This window comes from Frankia sp. Hr75.2, from assembly GCF_949319125.1.
In the GTDB taxonomy this organism is placed as follows: domain Bacteria; phylum Actinomycetota; class Actinomycetes; order Frankiales; family Frankiaceae; genus Parafrankia; species Parafrankia soli.
This window is the reverse complement of record NZ_CASGGV010000111.1, coordinates 203,684-226,243: the sequence shown is the minus strand read 5'-3', so window position 1 is coordinate 226,243 and position 22,560 is coordinate 203,684. Positions and strand designations below refer to the sequence as shown.

The window sequence follows — 22,560 nt, the reverse complement described above, 5'->3', positions numbered from 1 at the left end:
GGTAAGGCCCACCTAAGCGGCGGTTAAGTAAGGCTAGCCTAACTCCTGTCGCTTTGTCAGCCGTTACGACCGATCGGTTGTGACGTGCCCGTTCTGTGGCTGACCGGGTACAGAGAAACCTGGCTCGTCAGCCACGCCGGCCACAACACCGGCCACATCGCCGGCGACAATCAGCCCGGACGCAAGGCGCACCCGCCGCGGCAGCCGGTCGATGGTGGACTGCCGGTGCGCGATGACGATCAGCGTCCGTCCGGGGCGGATGCGCTCCACCGCGGTCTCGAGCCGCCGTGCGACGGCGGGATCCAGATCGGCGGTGGCCTCGTCGAGCAGCAGCACCGGCGGGTCGACCAGAGCGGCCCGCACCAGGCCGACGAGCTGCCGCTCACCGGCGGACAGCAGCTCCCCGCGCGAGCCGACGGAGGCGTCCAGCCCGCCGGACAGCCCGGCCACCCACTCGGTGAGGCCGAGGGCCTCCACCGCCCGCTCCATCGCCGCCCGGTCCGGCTCGCCCGGGGCCAGCGCCAGGTTCTCCGCCAGCGTTCCGGTGATGATGTGGACCTGCTGGGGGACGAGGACGATCCGCCGGCGGATCTCGGCCGCCGGGACCGTCCGCAGGTCGACCCCGCCGAACGTCACCAGGCCGGCGTCCGACTGGTAGAGGCCGCACAGCAGCTTCGCGAGCGTCGTCTTCCCGGAGCCGGTGCTGCCCACCAGGCCGGCGCGGTCACCAGCCGGGAACCGCACCGAGACGCCGCGCAGCACGTCGTCGCCCTCCGCGTATCCGAAGCGCACGCCGTTCGCGACGAGCTCGCCCCGCGGCGGCAGCACCGCCCGCGCGGTCCCCGCCGTTCCCGCCGCTTCCGCTGCGTGCGCCGCTTCGGCTGTCTGGGCCGCTTCGGTCGCGCCCAGCAGGTCGGCCAGCCGGGCCAGGCCCACCTTGGCGGTCTGCAGCTCGCCGACCAGCCGGGAGAGCCCCATCATTCCGTCGAACAGGTTGCGGGTCGCGAGCACGAACACCACGACCGTGCCGACCCCGAGGTGGCCGGCCCGGGCCAGCCACACGCTCAGCAGCAGCAGGACCGCGGTCGCCAGCCCTTCGAGGAGGTTGAACAGCTCGAGCCGGTTCTGGGCACCGATCGTCGCGTTCGACGCCCGCAGCAGCTCGTCGTTGTCGCGGCGGAACCGGTTCACCCATTCGCCCGGCCGCCCGGCCACCACCAGAGCCTCACCGGCCGCCAGGGTCTCGGTGAAGGTCGCGGTCATCGCGGCGTCGGCCGCGGCCTGCCGCCCGAAGACCACCTTGGCCGAGGCGTTGAACCACCGGATGACCCCCACCGCGGCGGGGAGGAACAGCAGCACGAGCACCAGGGACAGCAACGGCGAGTACACGATCAGGACGGCCGTCGTCAGCACGACGGTGAGTGCGAGACCGAGCAGGTTGGGCAACTGCTCCCGGATGAACAGCGACAGGTCGGCGATCTCGCCGGTGGCCCGGCGGAGCAGGTCACCGGTCCGATGCGCCTCCACGAACCGCAGCGGGGCGCTCGCCAGCCGCTCCACCACGAGATCGCGCAGGTCGTGCACGATCCGTTCGCCCGCGCGGGCGAGCACCACCTCCGACCACCGCAGCAGGAGCAGGCGGGCGAGCACGACCACGACGAGCAGGGCGACCGACACCCACAGCGCCGTGCGGTCGTGCGCGAGCACCGCGTCGACGCCGCGGCCGACGACCGGCGCGATCGCGACGAGGGAGGCGGTGCTGGCGATCGTGCCCATGATCGCCAGCACCAGGATCCGCCGGTGCGGGCGCAGGTGGCGCAGCGCGCCGCGCGCCGCGCGGCGGACGTCCGGCTCGTCGGCGAGAAGACGCACCTCAGCCACGGTTACCTCCGGCGGGCAGCGCGGCACCGTCACCGGGCAGGGAGCTGTCGTCGTCTGGAAGCACGGCGCCGCCGCCGGGCGGCCCGCCGCCGGGCGGCCCGCCGGCGGCGCCCCGGTCCGGCGGGTGCAGCGTGACCGTCCGGTCGGCGGCGGCCAGCACCGCGGGCCGGTGCGAGATCATCACGATCGCGGCGGCCGGGTTCCAGGCCCGCAGCCGCTCGAGGACCGCCGCCTCGGTCTCCGCGTCGAGCGCCGATGTGACGTCGTCGAGCACGAGGACCGCCGGGCGGCCGAGCAGGCCGCGGGCCAGTGCCAGCCGCTGTCCCTGCCCGCCGGAGAGCGTGCCGCCGCGCTCACCGAGCACGGTGTCGTACTGGTCGGGCAGGCTCATCACGAACTCGTCCAGCGCGGCGGCGTGGCAGGCCGCGCGCAGCTCGGCCAGCTCCAGCTCGCGGCCCAGGCGCAGGTTGTCCGCGACGGTCCCGGAGAGCACGAGCGGGCGCTGCGGGACGAGCCCGATCCTGGCCAGCACCTCCGTCCGGGCCGCGGCGCGCAGATCCACGCCGCCGAACGTCACCGTCCCGGAGTCCGGGTCCTCGAGCCGGCACAGCAGGTGGGCCAGGGTGGACTTGCCCGAACCGGTCGGCCCGGTCACGGCGACGAGCTCGCCCGGAGCCGCCCACAGCTCGGCCGGCCCGAGGACGGTGCGCCCGTCCCGGCGGACCACCACGCCGGCGGCGTGCAGCACGCCGCCGGCCGGCAGCGGCACCGCGTCGCGGTCGTCGGCGGCCGTCCCCGGGAGGTCGAGCACCTCGGCGATCCGGCCCGCGGCGACGCGTGCCTGGCCACGCCCGGTCAGCAGATCCACCAGGACGGCGATCGCCAGCGCCAGCGTGGCCATCCAGGACGTGAAGGCCACCAGGCCGCCGACGGTGATGTCGCCGTTGATCGCCGCGGCGCCGCCGATGCCCAGGCCGGCCGCGATCGCCAGCCGTGGCAGGGCCGCCGGGACGGACGACCACCAGGCGGAGACCCCGGCGACCCGCAGGGCCGTGGAGGTGACCGCGCCGGACAGGTCGTGGTGGCGGCGGACGAGCACCCGCTCGCCGCCCAGCCCGCGCACCGCGGCACTGGCCGCCAGCAGATCCTCCACCGCGTCCGCGCGGGCGCCGTGCGCCTCGGACAGCGCCTCGTTCGCCGCGTCGTAGCGGCCGGGGAAGAACGCGTTCGCGAGGCCGACCAGCGGAAACGTGACTATCACGATGACGAGCAGCATCGGGTCGAGCAGCCCGGTCGCCGGGAGGACCACGACCACGGTCACCACGACCCGCACCCACAGCCCGAGGTTCTGCACCCACAGCCGGATGAGGTCGACGTCCCGGGTGACGCGCATCGCCAGGTCACCGCGGCCGAAGCGGGTCAGGGCCGGCCGGTCCAGCGTCACCACCTTGCCCACCAGCGCTTCGCGCAGCGAGTGCGCGATCCGGTTCGCCGTGACGCCCGACCACCACTGCCCGCCCGCCCCGCCGAGCAGGAAGGCGATCGAGACCAGCGCGGTGATGAGTGACCACCGCACCGTGGCCGCGACGTCCAGCGGGGTGATGCCGTCGTCGAGGGCGTGCTGGACGCACCAGGGCAGCGCCAGCATCGCCACCTGCTGCGTGAAGGTTGCCAGCGCGCTCAGCGAGAGCAGTCCGGGCATCGAGCGGAGCTGCGCCCACAACACGGTGTTGCCTGCCGACATGGCCATCCAGGACCGCTCCAGGGTGGGTGCTGGGCCAGGGCACGCGAGTGGCGCCGGTGACGCGTCCCGGTGCGCGGGCCAAGAAGAGACGAGAGTTCGCAGAGTCGGCGACAGACCACACCAGCGACACGACTTAGGTAAAGATTAATTAAGTCGCAGGTCAGCGTCAACCGATGGGCCGGCATGACGGCGTGCTCAGAGCCCCCGCCGCTGCCGGGAGAGCAGCCAGACGAGGTAGATCCCGCCGACCGCGTTGGTGGCCACGCCGACCGGGAGCTGGGTGGGCGCAAACGCCCGCTGGGCGGCGAGGTCGCTCGACGCGACGAGCAGCGCGCCGAGCAACGCCGTCGGCAGCAGCGCGGCGCCCGGCGACCTGGCCAGGTGCCGGGCCAGCTGCGGCGCCGCCAGCGCAACGAAGCCGATCGGGCCGGCCGCGGCCGTCGCGCAGGAGGCGAGGGCCGCGCCCACCGCGAGCAGCGCGAGACGGCTGCGCTCGACCGGCACGCCGAGCGCCTTCGCGGTGTCGCCGCCCATCGTCAGCATCGACATGCGCCGTCCGTAGCAGGCTGCGGCGGGCAGCAGGACGGCCACCGCGACGGCGAGCGGGCGGACCTCTTCCCAGCCGCGGCGGTTCAGGCTGCCCAGCAGCCAGGTCTGCGCCGTGATCGCGTCCCCGAGGGTGGCCCTGGTGATCAGGTAGGAGTTCAGCGCCGTCAGCATCGCGGCGGCCCCGATCCCGACCAGGATGAGCCGCGGCCCGGCCACCCCGCGCCGGAACGAGAGCAGGTAGATCGCCACCGCCGTCACGACACCGCCGGCGACGGCACCGAGCGAGGTCTCGTAGACGGTGCCGTGCAGCACCAGGATGACGACGACCGCTCCGGTCGCCGAGCCGGCCGTGAACCCGATGATGTCGGGGCTGCCGAGCGGGTTCGCGGTCATTGTCTGAAAGATCGCCCCGCTGACGGCCAGGGCGGCGCCGACCATCAGGCCGGTCAGCAGCCGCGGCAGCCGCAGCGTGACGACGACGAAGTCCGTCCCGGCGCTGCCCTGGCCGCGCAGGCTGTCGAACACCTCGCGGGGCGAGACGGCGTACTCCCCCGTGATCATCGTCGCGACGCAGACCGCGGCGAGGACGGCGAGCAGCGCGCCGCAGACGGCGACCGAACGGCCGTCCACCCGCAGGGACAGCCGGTCGGCACGGTCCCGCAGGACCCATCCGCGCGGCGCCAGGCCGCCCGCCGCCGGCAGGCCCGCCACCGAAGCCACCCTCGCCGCCTCCCGCCCGTCCGTCGTTGTCATCGCCATCGCACTGTCATCGTCATCGCATCGGTGTCCGGTCCGCTCACAACCGGCCCAACCGTGCTCGACGGCACAGCACGATGAAGACCGGCGCGCCCACGAAGGCGGTGACCACACCCACCTCGAGCTCGGCGGGAGCGATGACCACCCGCCCGAGGACGTCGGCGGCCAGGAGCAACACCGGCGCGAGGACCGCGGAATAGGCGATCACCCACCGCTGGTCCGGCCCGCAGATCGTGCGGGCGACGTGCGGCACAGCCAGCCCCACGAAGGTGATGGGGCCGGCCGCGGCCGTCGCGGTGCCGCAGAGCAGGGCGATCGCGAGCACGCCCAGCGCCCGCGTGCGCACCAGGCCGACACCGAGCCCGTGCCCGGCGTCATCGCCCAGCGCCATCGCGTTGAGCGGGCCGGCGATCGCGAAGGCGACGGCCAGCCCCACGCCGGCGAACGGCGCGAGCGCGCCGAGCTGGGACGATCCAGCGCCGGCCAGGGATCCGACGTCCCAGAAGCGCAGCCGGTCGAACGTCTGGTGATCCAGGAAGGCGACTCCGTAGGTGAACGCGCCGAGCACCGCACTGAACGCGGCCCCGGCCACGACGAGCCGCTCGGGCGCGACGGCCGCCCGTCCGGTGGCGCCCAGGACGTAGACCGCGCTCGCCGCGACGGCGGCACCCGCCATCGCGAACCAGACGTAGCCGGCGGGGGTGGTCACGCCGAGAAAGGACACCGCCGCGACGACCGCGGCCGAAGCGCCGAGATTGACGCCGAGGATGCCCGGGTCGGCCAGCGCGTTGCGCGTCAGCGCCTGCGCCAGCGCGCCGCCGACCCCCAGCCCCACCCCGGCGACCAGGCCGACCAGCGTGCGCGGAACCCGCAGGTCGTGAACGATGACCGCGGTCTCCGACCGGTCGTCGTGCCACAGCACGCGCCAGACGTCCGACAGCGGCAGGTGGTTCGCGCCGACGGCGATGCTCAGCATGCCGACGACGGCGAGCAGCCCGAACGCCAGCACGAGTCCGGCCGTACGCGGCGGGCGCCAGACCGGCGCGTCAGCCGGCTCCCGGGCGCGCCCGTCCGCGTGCCCCGACAGCTGTGGCACCAGCACGGTCTGCTCCGCGGCCACCCGGACCACCGCTCCCTGATTCACGGAGGCTATTTAGGGCAGGCTAACCTTCTCCAGTCAACCGCTGCCATGAGGAGCGACGGCCGCGGGCCCGACCGTTTCGGACCGACCTTGACCAGGGACGGAGCTGCCCACACGATAAGTGAGGCTAACTTAATCGAATCGGGGTTGCGGCGCTTTGGGTACAGGACGTAGACAACCACGGACTCCCGCGCCGCGCGCGGCGCGGGAGTCCGGAGGCAGCGGGACGGGCGAGGGCGTGGCGGCGGGCGACGTAGCGGCCCCGGCCGGCTCGGTGACCCCAGCCGACGCGGTAACCCCGGCCGGTGCGGCGGCTCCGGGGCAGGCGGGGGGACCCGGCCGGTCCGGGGAGGCCCGGCTGCGCGCCGAGAACCTCACGCTGGCCTATGAGCAGCGCGTCGTCGCCACCGGTCTCGGGCTGCAGATCCCGGACAACTCCTTCACCGTGATCGTCGGGCCGAACGCCTGCGGCAAGTCGACGCTGCTGCGCGCGCTGGCCCGCATGCTGCGCCCACGCACCGGCGCCGTGTACCTCGACGGGGCACTGATCCGGTCACTGCCGTCCAAGGAGGTGGCCCGCCGGCTCGGGCTGCTCCCGCAGACGTCGATCGCGCCGAGCGGCATCTTCGTCTCCGACCTGGTCGCGCGGGGGCGGTACCCACACCAGCGGCTGCTTCGCCAGTGGTCCCGCGACGACGAGGCGGCGGTGCGCGAGGCACTGGCCGCAACCGGGACCGACGACCTCGCCGACCGGTACGTCGACGAGCTCTCCGGTGGGCAGCGCCAGCGGGTCTGGCTCGCGATGGCGCTGGCCCAGCAGACACCGATCATGCTTCTGGACGAGCCAACGACGTTCCTCGACGTGGCCCACCAGATCGAGATCCTCGATCTCTGCGCCGACCTGCACGAGGATTCCGCCCGCACGCTGGTGGCCGTCCTGCACGACCTCAACCACGCCTGCCGGTACGCGACCCACCTGGTGGCGATGAAGGGCGGGCGGATCGTCGAGCAGGGAGTCCCGAACGAGATCGTCACCGCCGAGCTCGTCGAGGAGGTCTTCGGGCTGCCGTGCAGCGTGGTTCCCGACCCCGAGACCGGAACTCCGCTCGTCGTGCCCGCCTCCCGCGCCCGGCGCCGGCAGCTCGCCGGGCGCGCGAACGAGCACGACGGGACGGCCTCCGATGCCGCTTCGGAGGCAGAGACGACGGACGCGACGAAGGCGACCGAAGCCGCGGATGCCGCGGCGATGACTGTCGGCGCCGGCTGAGCGGTCGGATGTCCGCCCAGCCGGCCGGCGCCAGGGACATTCGGCGGTCCGCGCCTCCCAGCCGGCCGCCGCCGGGAACGCTCGACGGTCCGCGCCAGCCTGCCCGCCGATCCCGCGCGCCGCGCCCATGTGCCGAGCCGTGGGCCCCGCAAGGGCACCCGCGCGCCGAACGTGCGGGCCACCGGGTTTCGAGCCGTCCGTTGGCGGGGTCTGGCCTCCTGCCACCAGCGGAACGCGTCCCCCGGCCGCCGCCGGGCCGCGGCCTCCAGCCGAGGCGATGTTGTTAGGTTAGATTTTCTTTATCAGATGCGAACTTGCGGGTCAAGGGCAGGCGGGCGCCAGAACCGACGCATCGGATCCACTTGACCATCAACCCCAACCCACCTAAGTTAGGCTCACTTAACTTGCTCCCCATCCACAGCGAAGCCCGGCATCCACCGCCCACGAGACGATCACCGCGGGAACACATCCGTCAGGCGACTCACGGCCCCACGACAGGCCGGAATCCTCGACCGCTTCCCAGCCACCCCACGACCGGGCCGGGCGCATCGAAGAACGACCTCAGCGACCCGCATGGATCCGGCGTGATCGACCCCGCGGGGCCGCCGCCAACCGCCCGACCTCGGGGAACTCCTTGACAGCTCGACGCGCCACCCCGGAATATAAGTAAGGTTAACTTTAATACACGCCCGGTTACTATTGACCGACCAGAGGGGCAGCCGTGGTAGACCGTCCGCCGACCGCGGAACTCGGTGTGCACGACATCATCGGAGTCGGGTTCGGGCCCTCGAACATCGCTCTGGCGATCGCAGTCGAGGAACACAACAGCAGTGTCTCCGCCGGTGCGGCGCTGCGCGCCGTCTTCCTTGAACGCCAGGTGCGTTTCGGATGGCACCGGGGGATGCTCCTCGACGGAGCGACCATGCAGGTGTCCTACCTGAAGGACCTGGTGACCCTGCGCAATCCGTCGAGCAGCTTCACCTTTCTCTCGTTTCTCCATTCCAGGAACCGCCTGGTGGACTTCATCAACCACAAGACGATGTATCCGCTGCGCTCCGAGTACCACGACTACCTGGAATGGGCCGCGGGCCGGCTCGACGACCTCGTCGAGTACGACACCGAGGTGGTGGACCTGCGACCGGTGACCCACGAGGGCGAGATCGCCTACGTCGACGTGATCAGCCGGCACCGGGGAGACCCGGACCGGACGGTCGTACGCCGCGCCCGCAACGTCGTCATCGCAGCAGGGCTGGAGCCGAGACTGCCCGACGGTGTCGAGATCGACGACCGGACCTGGCACAACCACGAGCTGCTGCACCGCCTCGCGCGGATGCCCTCGACACCACGCGGCCGGTTCGTCGTGGTCGGGGCCGGCCAGAGCGCCGCCGAGGTGACCGAGCACCTGCACACCCGTTTCCCGCAGGCCGAGGTCTTCTCCGTGTTCTCCCGCTACGGCTTCAGCCCGGCGGACAACAGCGGCTTCGTCAACCAGATCTTCGACCCGGACGCCGTCGACGAGTTCTACCACGCGCCCGAAAGCGTCCGCGCCATGCTGCTCGGCTACCACCGTGGCACGAACTACTCGGCCGTGGACATGGACCTCATCGACGAGCTGTACCGCCGTGCGTATCAGGAGAAGGTGCGCGGCCCCCGGCGGCTGCACTTCCTGCGCGCCTCCCGCGCCGAATCCTTCGAGAAGCTGTCGGACGGCGTTCGGGTGCACATCCGGTACCTGCCGACCGGCGAGAAGCGCACCGTGGACGCGGACACCGTCGTGCTCGCGACCGGATACCACGCCCGCGATCCGCGGCGCCTGCTCGGCGGGCTGGCGGAGGCCTGCCTCACCGCCGAGGACGGCCAGCTTCAGGTCGGCCGCGACTACAGCGTCGACACCGTCGCGGGGACCACCGCCGGCGTCTACGTGCCCGGCGCGAGCGAGTACTCCCATGGGATCTCCTCGTCCCTGCTGTCGAACATCTCCGTCCGGGCCGGCGAGATTCTCACATCGGTCCTCGACCGCCAGGAGCTCGAGGTTCCCCTCGCCACGGTCCCGTCGGGGATCTCCGGTTCCAGGTACCTCGACCCACAGCCGAACGCCCAGCCGCAGAGCTGATCCGCACCGCGCCGCGACCCACCCGGAAGGAGACTGCTCGCCAGCCGACGCGGTGATCCCGGCGTGGTAATCCCGGCGCTCTGGTCTCGGCACTGTGATCTCGGCACTGTGATCTCGGCACGGTGCCGCCCGCTCAGCCGGTCTCGACGGCGAGGGCGAACGGCAGCACGCCCGGCGCTCCGGCCTGACGCAGCGCCCTGGCCGTGACGGTCATCGTCCAGCCCGTGACGATCAGGTCGTCGACGAGCAGTACCGGCCCGGTCAGCTCGGCGAGCGGGCCGGCGAGGGGCGGTGGCACCTCGAAGGCCGACCACAGGCCGGCGAGGCGGTGGGCGCTGTTGTGCACCCGGCCGGCCGCGGGCCCGCCGGCCACGCGAGGGAGCTGCCCCAGCAACGGCAGCCGCCCGACCCCCGCGATCCGTTCACCGAGGTCCGCCACCAGGCGCGGGCGTGTCCTGGACGCCACGGTCACCACCGCCGCCGGGCGCCGCTCCCACCGCCACTCGGTCAGGGTCCGCACCACCGCCTCGAACAGGTCGTCGGGGACGGGGCCGTCCAGGGCCGCGGGAGGAGGGGCGAGCAGCTGGCGCAGCCGGTTGCCCCAGCCCAGGTCGTTGAGCCGTGCGACCACGCGGCCGGGCTCGGCGGTGACCGACGCGGGAATCCGGCCGGACGCGGCGACCCCCAGCGTGCGCATGCCCGTCGGCCACATCCGGCGCGGCTCGACGGGCACGCCCGTCCGGCGCAGCTCCTCGCGGGCGCTGTCCCGCGACCGGGAGGAGACCTCGGTGGACCACACCCGGCCGGTGCACCGGTCACACCGGCCGCACGACACCGCGTACGGATCGTCGAGCGCGTGGCGCAGGAACTCCATCCGGCAGGACGGCGTGGCGATGTAGTCGAGCATCGCCTGCTGCTCGCGGGCCCGCGCGGCGGCGACGCGGCGGAAGCGCTCGGCGTCGTAGACCCACGGCTCGCCCGTCGCCTCCCAGCCGCCCTTGACCCGCCGGACGACGCCGTCCGCGTCGAGCACCTTCAGCATCTGCTCGAGCCGGGAGTGCCCCAGGTCGACGGCGGCGAGCAGCGCCTGCGTCGACATCGTCCGCCCGGCCTGGGCCAGGACGTCCAGCACCTGCCGGGCGACCGGCTCCGGGGGGAACGACGTGTCGGCGAAGTACCGCCAGATGTCACGGTCCTCGGTGGCGGGCAGCAGGACGACCTCGGCGGACTCCACCGCACGCCCGGCCCGCCCGATCTGCTGGTAGTAGGCGATCGGCGAGTTCGGCGCACCGACGTGGACGACGAACCCGAGATCGGGCTTGTCGAAGCCCATCCCGAGAGCGCTCGTCGCCACCAGCGCCTTCACCCGGTTGCCGAGCAGGTCCTCCTCGGCGGCGATGCGCTCGGCCGGCTCCGTGCCGCCGTGGTAAGTCGTCACCTCGTGGCCCTGGCCGCGCAGGAACGCGGTCAGCTCCTCCGCGCCCGGCTTGGTGAGCGTGTAGATGATCCCGGAGCCGGGTAGCTCGGCGAGATGGTCGGCCAGCCAGCCGAACCGCTGCTCGGCCGCGGGAAGCGACACAACCGCCAGCCGGAGGCTCTCCCGGTCGAGAGACCCCCGCAGGACCACCGTCTCCGCGCTCGTGGAGCCGGCCCCGAGCTGCTCGCTGACGTCCTCGACCACCCGCGCGTTGGCCGTGGCGGTCGTCGCGAGCACGGGCACGTCCGGCCGCAGCCCGCCGATCAGTGACCGCAGCCGGCGGTAGTCCGGACGGAAGTCGTGGCCCCAGTCGGAGATGCAGTGCGCCTCGTCGACGACGAGCAGCCCCGTCGTGGCCGCGAGTTCCGGGAGGTACTCGTCGCGGAAGGTCGGGTTGTTCAGCCGCTCCGGGCCGACGAGCAGCAGGTCCAGCTCCCCCGCCCGCAGCGCGGCGTAGACCTCGTCCCACTCGGTGAGGTTCCCCGAATGGATCTCCCCGGCCCGGATGCCCACCCGTGCCGCCGCGGCCGCCTGGTTGCGGATCAGCGCCAGCAGCGGGGAGACGATCACCGTGGGCCCCACCCGGGCGGCCGGACCGCCCCCCGGCCTCGGACCGCTTGAACCCGAGTCACCTGGGTCCGAGTCACCCGGGTCCGAGTCGCCGAGACCGCGCAGCAGCGCCGTGGCGAGGAAGTACACCGCGGACTTCCCCCAGCCCGTGCGCTGGACGAGCAGCACCCGCCGCCGCCCGCTGACGAGCGCGTCGATCGCCTGCCACTGGTCGTCACGCAGGACCGCGCCCGGCCCGGCCAGAGCCCGGAGCAGCTCCTCCGCCCGATCGCGCAGTGTCCCGCTGACCGTCGCCTGATCCGCCATGCCACCTGTCTACCGGACCCCACCGACAGCTCCTGGCCCGCGGCCGCCGGAACCGCCCGCGACGCGGGTGCGGTCACCGGAGCGGGCGCGAGCCGTCAGGCGAAGTCCTCCGGGTTGAAGGTCTTCGGCTCGACCAGGACCAGCCAGTTACCGGAGTTGTCGCGCAGCACAGCCTCCACCCCGTAGGGGCGGTCGGCGGGCTCCTGCAGGAACTCGACGCCCTTCGCGCTCAGCTCCTCGAAGGTCTTGCGGCAGTCGTCGACCCGCAGCCCGAGCCCGCCCATCTGCCCCTTTCCGAGCTGCCGGCGGACGAAGTCAGCAGCGTCCGGGTCCAGCGGCGGCCCCGGGACCATCAGGGTCGCCTCCAGCTCGGGCTGGCTGGGATGGCCGATCGTGACCCAGCGGAACTCGCCGCCCATCGAGACGTCCGTACGCGGCTCGAAACCGAGCACGTCGACGTAGAAGTCACGGGCCTTGTCCTGGTCAAGGCAGTAGATCGTGACCAGCGAGATGTTTGTGATCATGCGGGAACCGTACGCCGCGCGGCCGCGGGAACGCTTCTCTCAGATTGCGCCGTCCAAGGTCGTGTCGGAGGTGCACCGCAGGTCCATCGCGCCGCGCATGAACAGGTAGCACCCCGGCACGTGCGGGCCGCCGCGGGCCGCCCAATGGTTCCGGTACGCGGTCGGGCTCTCCCCGACGAGCTGGGTGAACCGGGCGGAGAAGGACCCGAGGCTGGCGAAGCCCACCATCACGCACACCTCGGTGACCGTGAGGTTCGCGTGCCGCAGCAGGTCCTGCGCACGCTCGATCCGGCGCCGCGTGACGTACCGGATCGGGGTCTCCCCGTAGGCCGCCTCGAAGCTTCGGACCAGGTGGAACTTCGACATCCGGCCGACCCGGGCAAGCACGTCGAGGTCGAGCGGCTCCCGGTAGTGCCGATCGATGTGATCGCGGACCCGGCGCAGATGCGGCAGCAGCTCAGCCGCCACCGGCCGGGCACCCGTCCTGGTCACACCGTCGATACTAGGGTCGCGTGCGATTCATCAGACAGTAGGCGGACGAGGCTGCGGCCTGTGGCTCAGGACGCCAGCTCGCACTGACCTCCCCTCCACCGGGCTGCACGCCGTGCCCGTGGCCAGCGCCAGGATCGTCCTCGACATGGTCCAGTCCGGGGTGATCCCGTTCCACTCAAACCTGCTCGGTATTCGCCGTAGGGCGACAGCTTCCCCGTCGGGCACGGGCTGACCCGTAGACGGGTCCCGCAGGTCGTTCAGACAGACCTGAGTCACGTCCGATGCGATGGCCTCATCTGACCGGCCGTCGGCCAGGGCGGGGAACGTCGCGCGGAAGGCAGTCACGAAGGCGGTCACCTCGACCCGCTACTGAAACGTCCCGAGCGGGCCTGCCGCGGAAGTCGGACCTGCGGGAGGCCGGGCCTCCCCGTCCTCGGCCGAGATACATCCGGCCAGCGATACCAGTGCGACCCCACACACAACGGCGCTTCGAACCCGCACGACGTCCCCTCCGGATCATCGGCTCAGGACACTCGGAACCGCTCGACCGGGTTAACCGCGCCCGTGCCGGCAGCGACACTACGCGTGCAGTCCCGCTGCCGTAACCATCATGAGAAAATGCGGGACTGTGGCCGAACCCAGCAGGCGCCTGACGAGCCGGATCGACCGGGACTTCGACGCCGGTACGAGCACCGAGATCATCGGGCAGCTCAGCGCCCTGGATACGGAATTCTACGGTGGGCAGAACGTCTAGCGCGTCCAGGCCGCGCTGGTGCTTTCATCGGCTGGATCATGGCGCCGGTTCGCCGCCAGTCTGCGCCTGTTGAGGACCGACTGGCGCGACGTTCTCGTTGCCGGCGGCCTGGCTGACGAGGACTGGCCACAACGACTCGACGCAGAGCTGCGGAGCACGTGAATCGTCCGCCCACGCGCCGCCGTTCGGAACCTGACACACACTCCGGCCGTTACCGCTGGCATGGGAAACCCAACCGCATTACGGACGTCCGCTGCGGTGTCGGCGAACCGTACAGGCAGGCGCGCGGGGCGACCGCGTCGAGGCGCGGCGATGTCCGCGCGGATAATCGCAGCCTGCGTAGCAGGGATATCCTCGTTGCTTCTCACCGCCGCCACCGGCGCGGCCGCAGGATCTCCGTCCCCACCGGATCCGGCCCCACTCGGACCACAGCGCCCTGCGGAGCCGGAGGTCGAAGGCCCGGTGAATCTTGACCGGCTGAAGGTCTCGGTCAGCCGCACCGGAACCCCCCGAGGCGTGCGGGTGACATTCGACCGTCACAGCCGCACGGCCGACGGCGGCATACCGGCCGGCGCCCGGCGATTCGTCTTTCTCTTCGACTCGGCCCTCCGCTTCAATCCCACCGCGTTCCCGGTCTGTTCCAGGCAGACCATTGACACCGAGGGCGTTGCCGCCTGCCCGCCTGGGTCGAGAGTCGGTTCGGCGGTCGGGACCTATTTGGACGGCAGCCAGGTGGAGGCCGTCGCGGTGAACAGCCAGGTCGCCGGCGGCCCCGGCGTCCTTCTCGCGTTTCCCGCCACCGGCCTCGTACTCGAGCAGACGCTCGAGCGGGCCACGATCCCGTATCAGCGGGAGTACACCTGGGCGATCGACGAACTGCTGCCACCCAACGAAACCCCGCCGCAGAACAGGCCGGGCACCACCCGGTTCGTCATCACCTTCGGTGCCACGACCACCGCCGGCGGCCGTCCGGTCAGCTATGTCGAGACGGCCGACCCACACGGCCCGTACTCGTTCGGCCTGTGGAGCGAGTTCGTCACCGGCCAGGTCGCCCTGCCGACCGACCACGCCTTGCCGCGGCCACGCTGACCCATCCGCTTGCCACTTCAAGCCGAGCCCTCGAGCCGTGACCGAGGCCGACGACACGCCGATGATCTCCCGTGTCCTGACGCGCAGAAGCAACTACGCCGCGGCCCGCCGGGATCAGCGGGCGACACTCGGACACGCTCCGACGCACGGGCGTCGAGCGAAGCGAGGTGGGCCCCGTCGGCGCATCGGGCCGCCGGGGTCCTTGCCGTGCGCGGTGTGCGCGGTGTGCCGCAGGTAGGGTTCCGGCGTGTCTGAGCGGATCAGCCATGGTGCGTCGGGAGCAATCGGCCGTTTCGCCGGGTGGGTCGCCAGGGGTTCGGTCGGCCATCCACTGCTGGACGGCATCGACTACTGGACGGAGCTGAAGGAGTCGCCATCCCAGATGGAGATCTGCTTCGCGATCTTCACGAACGTCCTTGAACTCGACGACCAGGGCGAACCCACCAACCAGAAGTACGCCGAGCGCCGCGCTGCCCTCTGGCTCTACCGGTACTGCACGGGACGCCATCCGTCCGGTGAACCGGAGCTCGAACCGTGGGAGTGCGAGCTCCACTGACTCTCCCGCGCAGGAGCCGCGATCGCAATCCGCGGATCGGACCCGCTGGAGGCGTCAGCGACCGGAACCGATCAATCGGTCAGACGCGACAGCTTCGCTGGAGGCGCCGAGACGGGCCGCGCGCGCCCCGCGAATGCCGAGCCAGCCGACGACCGAGCCGATGGCGAGGGAGGCGACGGTCAGGACCAGGTGGACTGTAAAGAAGCTGGTCGGGCCATTGTCCCAGGAACGATCATCCTTCCACACGTTCCGAAGGAAATTTGGCCAGATTGCCCACGTCCACACACCAACAGCGACCAGGAACCAGGACGCACGCTTCGACAGAGTCACCCCACCAGCTTCGCACCCGAGCGACCGGACCAGCCGATCAAGGGCGGTCGCACCACGTGAGGTCGAGCACGGCGGGCACAACCACCTCCAGAAGCCGGATCACCGAGACTCCCTATGCGCTGAGCTTCAGCCCGGGCCCGGTGAACGTCGTCATGATCTCGCCGAATGTCGTGTCTGGCAGGTAGCCGACGTCGACCGGCCCGGCGCCGACTCGGCTCCCGTTACCGAACTGCAGGGTCCACAGCATCGACTCTGCCGCGGGCAGCGCAACGACAACTGGATCTGCGACGTCGTCAACCTGAGCCGTCAGCCAGGAGATCGGGTCAGTCGGCAGCGCGCACACATAAACGATCTCCCCCACGGAGTTCGGTGGCGCCGCACGCAGCCGCTCCGCCTGGTCCTCGACGCCGAGCGCAGCACCCAGCCGCTCCGCGACCAGTTGCCGCTCCCACCCGAAGGCATCCTGAGCAATCCGAACGACGACCCCGCGCAGCTCCTGCTCAAGATGCACAAGGATCTCGAAGTCGGAGTCTCCGTCGAAGTACCAGGTAAGCGCCTCGGGCAGGGCCCCACGCAGCTCCGCTGCGGTCGGCTCCGCAACCGCCAGACCAGGGCACTGCAGCGACCATGCCGACCAGGACTCGCCGTCCCGCCGCACGATCACCGTGATCACCCTAGCCACCATGGATCACCTCCAGTGTCTCCTCCACGGTCAGGCCCACCTGCTTCACCAGTATCTGACGAACCAGGCCCGGACCAACAGTCACACGATCATGGAACGCCAACCGGAGCCGCGGGCGCCCTTCCGCCTCCAGCCATCGGTGGGACGAGCCGTCCTGCCTGGTCACCTGGTACCCCAGCAGCCCGAGCACGCGCAGGAGCTGCCGAGCCTTCAGCGATGGGAACTCCCCCGTCACGACAACATGGAGATCAAGGCTCGCCGACGGCGGTACCCGTCACCATCAGTTCGAGAGAACGCCTCCACCCGCACCTCCACACCATGATCACGTATGCGATCCAGCGTAGACATCCGCGTGTGAAAGAAGGCGTCCTGGACACGAGGAGACACGACACAAGCTCTGGGAGCGCCGCACCTAGGTCATAGGTGAATGTTCTACAAATTCGGCCATATCGCCCACGTCCACACACCAACAGCGACCAGGAACCAGGAACCAGGACGCACGCTTCGACAGAGTCACCCCACCAGCCTGGCACCCACAGGCGCCGTGGCCTCTCTGTGGGCGCGCGATTTCAGCCACGTTGATCGCCATAGGGTGGGATACCGGCCGGAGTCGCGACGGGCCTGCTGCTCAAGCGGTCTTGAATCGACGGGACCATCGGGGCCCGCCCAGAGCGAGAAGATCGATAGAGGGTGAGGCGGGTGAACCAAAGTTACGATGTCGTCATGACGGAGATGCCGCTCCCCCCCGACGACCAACTTGCCGAGGTCGTCCGAGAGGCTGCCGCGTCTGGTCAGGTCGTCTACCTGACGGACAAGGGCCGGCGGCTGGCCGCGATCGTACCGGCGGGTCTCGCCGAACTCCTCGAACGGGGTGAGACGACCAACGGTCGGCGGGTGCTCGGCGCTCGGGGCGCCGGCCGCAGCGGCCGGCAGGACATCTCCGAACGCATGGAGGAGATCCTCGCCAACGAGGTGGCGTCATAGCCCTCGTAGTCGACGCCGGTCCGCTCTACGCGTACGTCGACGCCGACGACCAACATCACGAGGCCTGCGCGGACCTGCTGGAAACCCATCCCGGACCGCTGATCGTCCCCACCCTTGTGATCACCGAGGTGGTCTACCTACTCGGTACCCGGCTCGGCACGCAGGCTGAACTACGTTTCCTCGCAGACCTGGCCTCCGGGGCGTTCGATGTCGAGGCCGTCCACCCGACCGACTGGCTACGGATCGCGGACCTGGTCAACCAGTACCGCAGCCTGCCCCTGGGCACCGTGGACGCATCGGTGATCGCCTGCGCCGAACGACTCGGCGTTGACGAGGTCGCCACCGTCGACCGCCGACACTTCACCGTCGTCAAAGCCAATCGGACGCTCACCCTCCTGCCCTAGTCGATCATCGATCGGCGACATGTGCCCCTCCAGCGGGACGCTCCTCACGCGGGTTACCCGCCGTCTGGCGCCCTCGCAGGCACTGGCCACCACCGGCACGGCATGGCCCAGATCCAGTACCGAGGAATTGTCAGAACTGTGGACCGTGTGGCGGACCGATAGAGCTCAGCTGAGCCGGTAGTGACCGTTGGCGATCCCGCGCAGCGCAACCTCAGCCGTGGCCGCAGGATCCATGCCGCTGGAGTCCAGCACATGGGGCTCGAGGATGTCGAGGCTGCTGAACTGGTGGTGAAGCGAGCGGATCGGCTCGGGGTCGGTCAAGGCGTCGGTGGCGGTCCGGCTGGTCGCTCGGCGGAGCGTCGTCGCCTCGTCGGGGCGCAGCACGAGGTAGTGCAGCTCGATTCCGCTGGCCGTGCGCGCGGCACGGAACGCGTCGAGGAACCAGGGGCCGATGATGCCGTCGCAGATGACGTCGTAGCCACCGGCGGCGTAGCCGAACGCGGTGCGGGCCACCACATCGATGACAATCGTGTTCTGGTGGTGTGCTTCGGGCAGGTAGGGCGCGATGGCGCCCTGGCGGATGAAGTGCCAGAAGTCGTCGGCGTGCAGGTGCACGCTGAGGGAGAGCCGGTCGGCCACCTGCCGGGCGACTGTGGTCTTGCCCGCGCCAGGCGGCCCGGTCATCACGATCACCCTGCCGGTCGTTGCGCCCGAGGTACGGGCCGACGCCCCCGGCCGAGTAAAGCGGGGACTACTCATTCCGCGCGGCGCTGCGCGCGTTCAACGGGCCCGCCTGCCTCGAACACCGCACCCGCGCAGACGAGGGCGAAGCACCCGCCGCGCCGTCCTCCTCCGCACCATCGTCTGGGACTACCGCGAGCACGGCCGTACCTTCCCGGCCGCCGCGTCAGCGTCGGCCCAGTACCTAGGTCATAAGTGAATGCTCTACAAATTCGGCCAGATCGCCCACGTCCACACACCCACCGCGATCAGGAACCAGGACGCACGCTTCGACAGAGTCACCCCACCAGCCTCGCACCGGCCGCCAGCCATGGTCTCCGTGTGGGGCGCGAGTTCGGACGCGTTGTCCACCATGATCTACTGCGTGTCGCCGGGCACCTCGACGGCGGTGTCGAACAGTGGATCCGCAGCCGAAGCCGAGTGCGCGTGAGGCTGGACCTGTCCGCACTCGCTGGCCGCGTTCAGCGGCGAAGGGCGGTTTCCCGCTCGATGCGCGACAGCTTCTCGGGGTTGCGGACGGCATAGAGCCCGGTGATGAGGCCGTCGTCGATGCGTACCGCCACAACGCTGTCGATCTCGCCGTCGAGCCGGAGGATCAGCGCCGGGTAGCCGTTGACCTGTACCTGCTGCAGCGACATAACAGCGTCGATCCTGCCCAGCCCGGCGGCTAGCAGCCGGGCTACCTTGCCCGCTCCGACGACAGGGCGCAACACGGCCTGTTTGACCCCGCCGCCGTCACCCAGCAGGACGATGTCCGGGGCGAGGATGTCCAGCAGGTTCTGCAGATCGCCGGTCTCGACCGCCCGCTGGAACGCGTCGAGCGCGCCTCGGGTCTCAGCTGCGGAGACGACCGCACAAGGACGGCGCGCGGCGACATGCGCCCGCGCCCGGTGAGCGATCTGGCGGACCGTGGCCGGGCTCTTGTCGACGGCTGCCGCGATCTCGTCGTACCCGAAGTCGAACACCTCGCGCAGCACAAACACGGCCCGCTCGGTCGGCCGAAGCGTTTCCAGCACCAGCAGCATCGCCATGGAGACGCTGTCGGCCAACGCGACATCCTCGGCCACGTCGGGCGCGGTCAGCAATGGCTCTGGCAGCCAGGGGCCGACGTAGGACTCCCTGCGCCGGCCAAGCGTGCGCAGTCGATTCAGCGCCTGACGAGTGGTGATCTGCACCAGGTACGCCCGCTGGTCCCGCACGGTGGCGAGATCGACGCCTGCCCAGCGCAGCCAGCTCTCCTGGAGGATGTCCTCCGCGTCCACGGCCGAGCCGAGCATCTCGTAGGCGACCGTGAACAGCAGGTTGCGGTGGGCGAGGAACACCTCGGTAGCGGGGTCTGGACAGGCGTCCTCCTTCATGGGCCTCACAGCGTCGGGCGTCATCGGCGAAGTACCGGCCATGGATAACTCCTATTCACGCGCGGCTGGACCAGCCATGAGACGCCAGACCCCGCCGGTTTGTGACACCCAGGGCAGCCCTTCCGCCGTCGGCTGCCCCGTCACGCGACGACGGGACGGCAGCGTGGACAGCGGGGCCGGATATCGCCGATGGACGTCCGACTGGGCCGGTCGCGACCGCGGCCGATGGCGGCTGATCCGCCGATCGCGAGCCGACGGTCGGAGTGATATGTGGTCCAGGTCATAAGGCCACGTCGTCACGGGGACTGGGGTCGCTGGCATCTGGTGTTCGTCCAGTGCGGCAGCACGCAACACCACGAGTGAGGACGACATCATGGACGCCCGATTCAACATGTTCGGCAACGAGCTCGCCACCAGGTTCGGCAAGCGGTTCGCGAGCGCCAGCCTGGTGATCCACCAGTCGTCGCTGCCAAAGCCCACCCAGGAGCTGGTGTCGCTGCGGGCCAGCCAGATCAACGGCTGCGGCTTCTGCGTCGACATGCACACCAAGGAGGCCGCGGCTGCCGGTGAGACCTCCACCCGACTCAACCTGGTCGCCGCCTGGCGCGAGGCAGACGTATTCACCGAGGCCGAGCGAGCCGCGCTGGCACTCGCCGAAGAGGGAACCCGGCTCGCCGACGCCCACCTCGGCGTATCCGACGAGACCTGGGCCCAGATCCGCAAGCACTACGACGACGACCAGATCGCGGCCCTCGTCTGCCTCCTCGGCCTGATCAACGCGGCCAACCGGATGAACGTGATCGTGCGCAACCCAGCGGGTGGCTACGAACCCGGCATGGCCGCCAGCTTCGCGAGCTGACCGGGGGGTGCCCCGGCCGGGGTTCATCCCCCGGCCGGGCCGCCGCGTCCAGTGGCTACGACACCCGACCAGTACCTAGGTCATAGGTGAATGTTCTACAAATTCAGCCAGATGGTCGGTACTGCGCCCTTCGCTGTCGTCGGCGGATGGTCGGATCGTGGACTCGACAGTCGCCGTCCTGGCGGTGGCGGTGCCACGGCCACCGTGTTCGCCCTGGTCGGCAGCAGCGCTCCCGAGGGGTGGCACGCATCGTGACTCGGGATCGAACCGGGCTCGGGCTGGTCAGCGTCTACGGAGATGTGGCCCGGAATGCCTGACCGGCTGCGGTGAGGAGAACCGCCGAGTCGTCGACGGCCGCGAGGGCGTGGCGTACAGGCGGGATAGTGACGTGGTCGCCCGCACCGCCGTCCCAGGTCTCCTCGCCGGCGGTGAGCCGCACGTGGCCCCGCAGTACCTGCAAGGTCGCCTCGCCGGGGCTCTCGTGCTCGGCGAGTTCGCGGCCGGCGAGCAGGGCGATGACGGTCTGACGCAGCATATGGTCGTGCCCGCCGTGGATGGTGTGCGCGGCGCGGCCGGCGGGAGCCTGCCGGGCCACTGCCAGTTGCTCGTCTGCCAGCGCGGTCAATGAGGTCTTCTCCACGGCGCGATCTTCCTTCCCGTGTCTGGTGGGGCCCGTGTCTGGTGGGCTCGCGGTCAGGCCGTTGTCAGCAGGAGGATGCCGCCGGCGAGCAGCGTCGCGACCTTGGCCGTCTCCAGCGCGACGTAGGCATGGTGCGCGCGCGAGCGGGGCGCGTCCAGGCCGGCGAGGACCGCGTCGGAACGGCGCGTCAGCCGCGGACGGACGAACGCGAGCTGCGCGGCGAGCACCGCGACCGCCACCGCGAGGACGACGAGGGCGGCCGCAGGAGGCCGGTCCGCGGCGAGGGCGGCGACGACCACCACCGCGAGGACGGCCTCGACCGTGTTGAGCGCCCGGAAGACCAGCCGACCGACACCCAGGCCGATCTTCAGGGTCATGCCGGGGGCGCGGAACTTCAGCGGCGCCTCCAGGAACGAGATGGCGAGCACCATGCCCAGCCAGAGAAACGTCATCGCGACGGCGACCGACTGTCCGGTGGTCATGAGCCGGCCCGCGCGGGGACCAGATGGGCGAGGCACAGGTCCGGCTCGGCGAACGGCTCCAGCCGGTCGACGGTCAGCGGCGCTGCCCAGGCCTCGAGGGCACCGCGCATGACACCCAGGTGAATCGGGCACACGACCCGCGCCATGGTCTCGGCGAGGTCCAGGAACGGGCAGTGCCGCAGCCCGACACGCAGGTCGGCGCCGGCGGACGTCGCGGTGTCCGGCGGATCCGGCGCGAAACCCAGGTAGTCGAGCAGCCGAACCAACCGTTCGGCCGGCTCCGCCGGTCCGGTGATGTCGCCGCCGTCGCCGCGCCCGACAGGCCGTTGCTCACTGGAGGCGCCGGGCGTCGCCGCGGCGAGGCCGCGCCCCCAGGCGTGACCGGCCGCGACCGCCCGTGCGCCCGGGTCCGGCTCGGCGGCCAGGTTCTCGGCGAGGATCTCGGCCAGAAGTCGGTAGTGCCGCGGCCCCGTCCGGTCCATCCCCCGACGCGCGCGGAACAGCGACGGTGGCCGGCCGGGCCGATCGCGGTCGGACGGCGCCCGCTCGACCTGCCCGTTCTCGACGAGCGTGTCCAGGTGGAACCGGACGGTGTTCGGATGCACGCCGAGACTCGTGGCGATCTGTGTGATGCTGCGCGGCCCGTTCGCCGCCTTGAGCACCCGCAGGACGTCGTGGCGCCGCCCGGCAGCGGCCGGTCTCGGGTCGGACCTCATCGCCCACCTCCCTGACCGCGGGGTGCTGGGGCCTCGCCACGCCCGCCCCGTCCCTCGCGGCGACGCATGCCTTCCCGATCACGCGGCTCGTGACCTGAATTTATACAACCGACGCTTGTATAAACAGGGGGCGGAGGGCCGGTCG

General features: G+C 71.1%; 25 protein-coding genes. 9 read left to right on the top strand and 16 right to left on the bottom strand.

Features of this window, described 5'->3' with window-relative positions; all coding sequences use genetic code 11:
* Positions 1–63: 63 nt before the first annotated feature.
* The 4 genes from AC559T_RS10855 to AC559T_RS10840 all read right to left on the bottom strand — a co-directional run bounded on the left by AC559T_RS10855 (position 64) and on the right by AC559T_RS10840 (position 6,074).
* Positions 64–1,881, bottom strand: a complete 1,818-nt coding sequence (locus AC559T_RS10855) for an ABC transporter ATP-binding protein (protein WP_498868606.1) — start codon at positions 1,879–1,881, stop codon at positions 64–66.
* Positions 1,874–3,631, bottom strand: a complete 1,758-nt coding sequence (locus AC559T_RS10850) for an ABC transporter ATP-binding protein (protein WP_498868605.1) — start codon at positions 3,629–3,631, stop codon at positions 1,874–1,876. Before AC559T_RS10850 ends, AC559T_RS10855 begins: the two co-directional genes overlap by 8 nt.
* Before the next feature lie 189 nt (positions 3,632–3,820).
* Positions 3,821–4,933: a FecCD family ABC transporter permease gene (locus AC559T_RS10845; protein WP_498868604.1), complete on the bottom strand. Its 1,113-nt coding sequence runs from the start codon at positions 4,931–4,933 to the stop codon at positions 3,821–3,823.
* A gap of 37 nt (positions 4,934–4,970) precedes the next feature.
* Positions 4,971–6,074 (bottom strand): FecCD family ABC transporter permease, encoded by a 1,104-nt coding sequence (locus AC559T_RS10840; protein WP_498868603.1) that lies wholly within the window; start codon positions 6,072–6,074, stop codon positions 4,971–4,973.
* Positions 6,075–6,309: 235 nt separating this feature from the next.
* On the opposite strand from AC559T_RS10840, the gene AC559T_RS10835 reads away from it, so the two are divergent.
* Both AC559T_RS10835 and AC559T_RS10830 read left to right on the top strand, forming a co-directional pair.
* Positions 6,310–7,338 (top strand): ABC transporter ATP-binding protein, encoded by a 1,029-nt coding sequence (locus AC559T_RS10835; RefSeq protein ID WP_498868602.1) that lies wholly within the window; start codon positions 6,310–6,312, stop codon positions 7,336–7,338.
* Positions 7,339–8,059: 721 nt separating this feature from the next.
* Entirely contained in the window at positions 8,060–9,451 is a 1,392-nt protein-coding gene (locus AC559T_RS10830) for a lysine N(6)-hydroxylase/L-ornithine N(5)-oxygenase family protein (RefSeq protein WP_112108671.1), read from the top strand.
* A 133-nt stretch (positions 9,452–9,584) separates the two neighbouring features.
* Here AC559T_RS10830 and AC559T_RS10825 read toward each other — a convergent pair whose 3' ends face one another.
* The 3 genes from AC559T_RS10825 to AC559T_RS10815 all read right to left on the bottom strand — a co-directional run bounded on the left by AC559T_RS10825 (position 9,585) and on the right by AC559T_RS10815 (position 12,820).
* Entirely contained in the window at positions 9,585–11,804 is a 2,220-nt protein-coding gene (locus tag AC559T_RS10825; protein ID WP_368952742.1) for a RecQ family ATP-dependent DNA helicase, read from the bottom strand.
* A gap of 95 nt (positions 11,805–11,899) precedes the next feature.
* Positions 11,900–12,328 (bottom strand): VOC family protein, encoded by a 429-nt coding sequence (locus AC559T_RS10820; protein ID WP_112108669.1) that lies wholly within the window; start codon positions 12,326–12,328, stop codon positions 11,900–11,902.
* Positions 12,329–12,367: 39 nt separating this feature from the next.
* On the bottom strand, positions 12,368–12,820 hold the full coding sequence (locus AC559T_RS10815) for a helix-turn-helix transcriptional regulator (protein ID WP_112108668.1): 453 nt from the start codon (positions 12,818–12,820) through the stop codon (positions 12,368–12,370).
* Positions 12,821–13,448: 628 nt separating this feature from the next.
* Here AC559T_RS10815 and AC559T_RS10810 point away from each other — a divergent pair.
* From AC559T_RS10810 to AC559T_RS10800, 3 genes are all read left to right on the top strand, one after another.
* Positions 13,449–13,574, top strand: a complete 126-nt coding sequence (locus AC559T_RS10810) for a hypothetical protein (RefSeq protein ID WP_498868601.1) — start codon at positions 13,449–13,451, stop codon at positions 13,572–13,574.
* 522 nt (positions 13,575–14,096) lie between these two features.
* Positions 14,097–14,663 (top strand): hypothetical protein, encoded by a 567-nt coding sequence (locus AC559T_RS10805; protein ID WP_146776793.1) that lies wholly within the window; start codon positions 14,097–14,099, stop codon positions 14,661–14,663.
* 247 nt (positions 14,664–14,910) lie between these two features.
* Positions 14,911–15,219: a DUF7677 family protein gene (locus tag AC559T_RS10800; RefSeq protein WP_071066076.1), complete on the top strand. Its 309-nt coding sequence runs from the start codon at positions 14,911–14,913 to the stop codon at positions 15,217–15,219.
* Positions 15,220–15,273: 54 nt separating this feature from the next.
* Here the strand turns inward: AC559T_RS10800 and AC559T_RS10795 are convergent, their stop codons facing one another.
* From AC559T_RS10795 to AC559T_RS10780, 4 genes are all read right to left on the bottom strand, one after another.
* Positions 15,274–15,549, bottom strand: coding sequence for an SCO4848 family membrane protein (locus AC559T_RS10795; protein ID WP_071066077.1), 276 nt, complete (start codon positions 15,547–15,549; stop codon positions 15,274–15,276).
* Between the two features lie 112 nt (positions 15,550–15,661).
* Entirely contained in the window at positions 15,662–16,231 is a 570-nt protein-coding gene (locus AC559T_RS10790) for a hypothetical protein (protein WP_112108664.1), read from the bottom strand.
* Positions 16,224–16,466 carry a type II toxin-antitoxin system HicA family toxin gene (locus tag AC559T_RS10785; RefSeq protein ID WP_498868600.1) on the bottom strand — a complete coding sequence of 81 codons (243 nt, stop codon included), beginning with the start codon at positions 16,464–16,466 and terminating at the stop codon, positions 16,224–16,226. Before AC559T_RS10785 ends, AC559T_RS10790 begins: the two co-directional genes overlap by 8 nt.
* 197 nt (positions 16,467–16,663) lie before the next feature.
* Positions 16,664–16,732: a hypothetical protein gene (locus AC559T_RS10780; RefSeq protein WP_498868640.1), complete on the bottom strand. Its 69-nt coding sequence runs from the start codon at positions 16,730–16,732 to the stop codon at positions 16,664–16,666.
* 222 nt (positions 16,733–16,954) lie between these two features.
* Between AC559T_RS10780 and AC559T_RS10775 the strand changes: the two genes are divergently transcribed.
* A complete protein-coding gene (locus tag AC559T_RS10775) occupies positions 16,955–17,215 on the top strand; it encodes a hypothetical protein (RefSeq protein WP_018640218.1) in 261 nt (86 codons plus the stop codon).
* Positions 17,212–17,619 carry a type II toxin-antitoxin system VapC family toxin gene (locus AC559T_RS10770; RefSeq protein WP_112108662.1) on the top strand — a complete coding sequence of 136 codons (408 nt, stop codon included), beginning with the start codon at positions 17,212–17,214 and terminating at the stop codon, positions 17,617–17,619. Before AC559T_RS10775 ends, AC559T_RS10770 begins: the two co-directional genes overlap by 4 nt.
* 165 nt (positions 17,620–17,784) lie before the next feature.
* On the opposite strand, the gene AC559T_RS10765 is transcribed toward AC559T_RS10770, so the two are convergent.
* A complete protein-coding gene (locus AC559T_RS10765; protein ID WP_243657850.1) occupies positions 17,785–18,303 on the bottom strand; it encodes an AAA family ATPase in 519 nt (172 codons plus the stop codon).
* A gap of 256 nt (positions 18,304–18,559) precedes the next feature.
* On the opposite strand from AC559T_RS10765, the gene AC559T_RS10760 reads away from it, so the two are divergent.
* Positions 18,560–18,790, top strand: coding sequence for a hypothetical protein (locus AC559T_RS10760; RefSeq protein ID WP_498868599.1), 231 nt, complete (start codon positions 18,560–18,562; stop codon positions 18,788–18,790).
* Between the two features lie 31 nt (positions 18,791–18,821).
* Here the strand turns inward: AC559T_RS10760 and AC559T_RS10755 are convergent, their stop codons facing one another.
* Positions 18,822–19,718, bottom strand: a complete 897-nt coding sequence (locus tag AC559T_RS10755) for an RNA polymerase sigma-70 factor (RefSeq protein ID WP_018501430.1) — start codon at positions 19,716–19,718, stop codon at positions 18,822–18,824.
* 373 nt (positions 19,719–20,091) lie between these two features.
* On the opposite strand from AC559T_RS10755, the gene AC559T_RS10750 reads away from it, so the two are divergent.
* On the top strand, positions 20,092–20,577 hold the full coding sequence (locus AC559T_RS10750) for a carboxymuconolactone decarboxylase family protein (protein WP_018501429.1): 486 nt from the start codon (positions 20,092–20,094) through the stop codon (positions 20,575–20,577).
* 289 nt (positions 20,578–20,866) lie between these two features.
* On the opposite strand, the gene AC559T_RS10745 is transcribed toward AC559T_RS10750, so the two are convergent.
* From AC559T_RS10745 to AC559T_RS10735, 3 genes are read right to left on the bottom strand one after another with little or no spacing between them, the layout of a single operon-like run.
* Positions 20,867–21,217: a cupin domain-containing protein gene (locus tag AC559T_RS10745; RefSeq protein WP_112108660.1), complete on the bottom strand. Its 351-nt coding sequence runs from the start codon at positions 21,215–21,217 to the stop codon at positions 20,867–20,869.
* Between the two features lie 53 nt (positions 21,218–21,270).
* Positions 21,271–21,699, bottom strand: coding sequence for a hypothetical protein (locus AC559T_RS10740; RefSeq protein WP_131627063.1), 429 nt, complete (start codon positions 21,697–21,699; stop codon positions 21,271–21,273).
* On the bottom strand, positions 21,696–22,415 hold the full coding sequence (locus AC559T_RS10735) for a helix-turn-helix transcriptional regulator (protein ID WP_071066082.1): 720 nt from the start codon (positions 22,413–22,415) through the stop codon (positions 21,696–21,698). Before AC559T_RS10735 ends, AC559T_RS10740 begins: the two co-directional genes overlap by 4 nt.
* Between the last annotated feature and the right edge of the window lie 145 nt (positions 22,416–22,560).

Bases quoted from the DNA above. Each gene is read 5' to 3' on its own strand.
- AC559T_RS10850 (WP_498868605.1), bottom strand. From the start codon at position 3,631: ATGGCCATGTCGGCAGGCAACACCGTGTTGTGGGCGCAGCTCCGCTCG.
- AC559T_RS10750 (WP_018501429.1), top strand. From the start codon at position 20,092: ATGGACGCCCGATTCAACATGTTCGGCAACGAGCTCGCCACCAGGTTC.
- AC559T_RS10825 (WP_368952742.1), bottom strand. From the start codon at position 11,804: ATGGCGGATCAGGCGACGGTCAGCGGGACACTGCGCGATCGGGCGGAG.
- AC559T_RS10740 (WP_131627063.1), bottom strand. From the start codon at position 21,699: ATGACCACCGGACAGTCGGTCGCCGTCGCGATGACGTTTCTCTGGCTG.
- AC559T_RS10765 (WP_243657850.1), bottom strand. From the start codon at position 18,303: ATGACCGGGCCGCCTGGCGCGGGCAAGACCACAGTCGCCCGGCAGGTG.
- AC559T_RS10775 (WP_018640218.1), top strand. From the start codon at position 16,955: ATGACGGAGATGCCGCTCCCCCCCGACGACCAACTTGCCGAGGTCGTC.
- AC559T_RS10820 (WP_112108669.1), bottom strand. From the start codon at position 12,328: ATGATCACAAACATCTCGCTGGTCACGATCTACTGCCTTGACCAGGAC.
- AC559T_RS10845 (WP_498868604.1), bottom strand. From the start codon at position 4,933: ATGGCGATGACAACGACGGACGGGCGGGAGGCGGCGAGGGTGGCTTCG.
- AC559T_RS10755 (WP_018501430.1), bottom strand. From the start codon at position 19,718: ATGAAGGAGGACGCCTGTCCAGACCCCGCTACCGAGGTGTTCCTCGCC.
- AC559T_RS10735 (WP_071066082.1), bottom strand. From the start codon at position 22,415: ATGAGGTCCGACCCGAGACCGGCCGCTGCCGGGCGGCGCCACGACGTC.
- AC559T_RS10760 (WP_498868599.1), top strand. From the start codon at position 18,560: ATGCTCTACAAATTCGGCCAGATCGCCCACGTCCACACACCCACCGCG.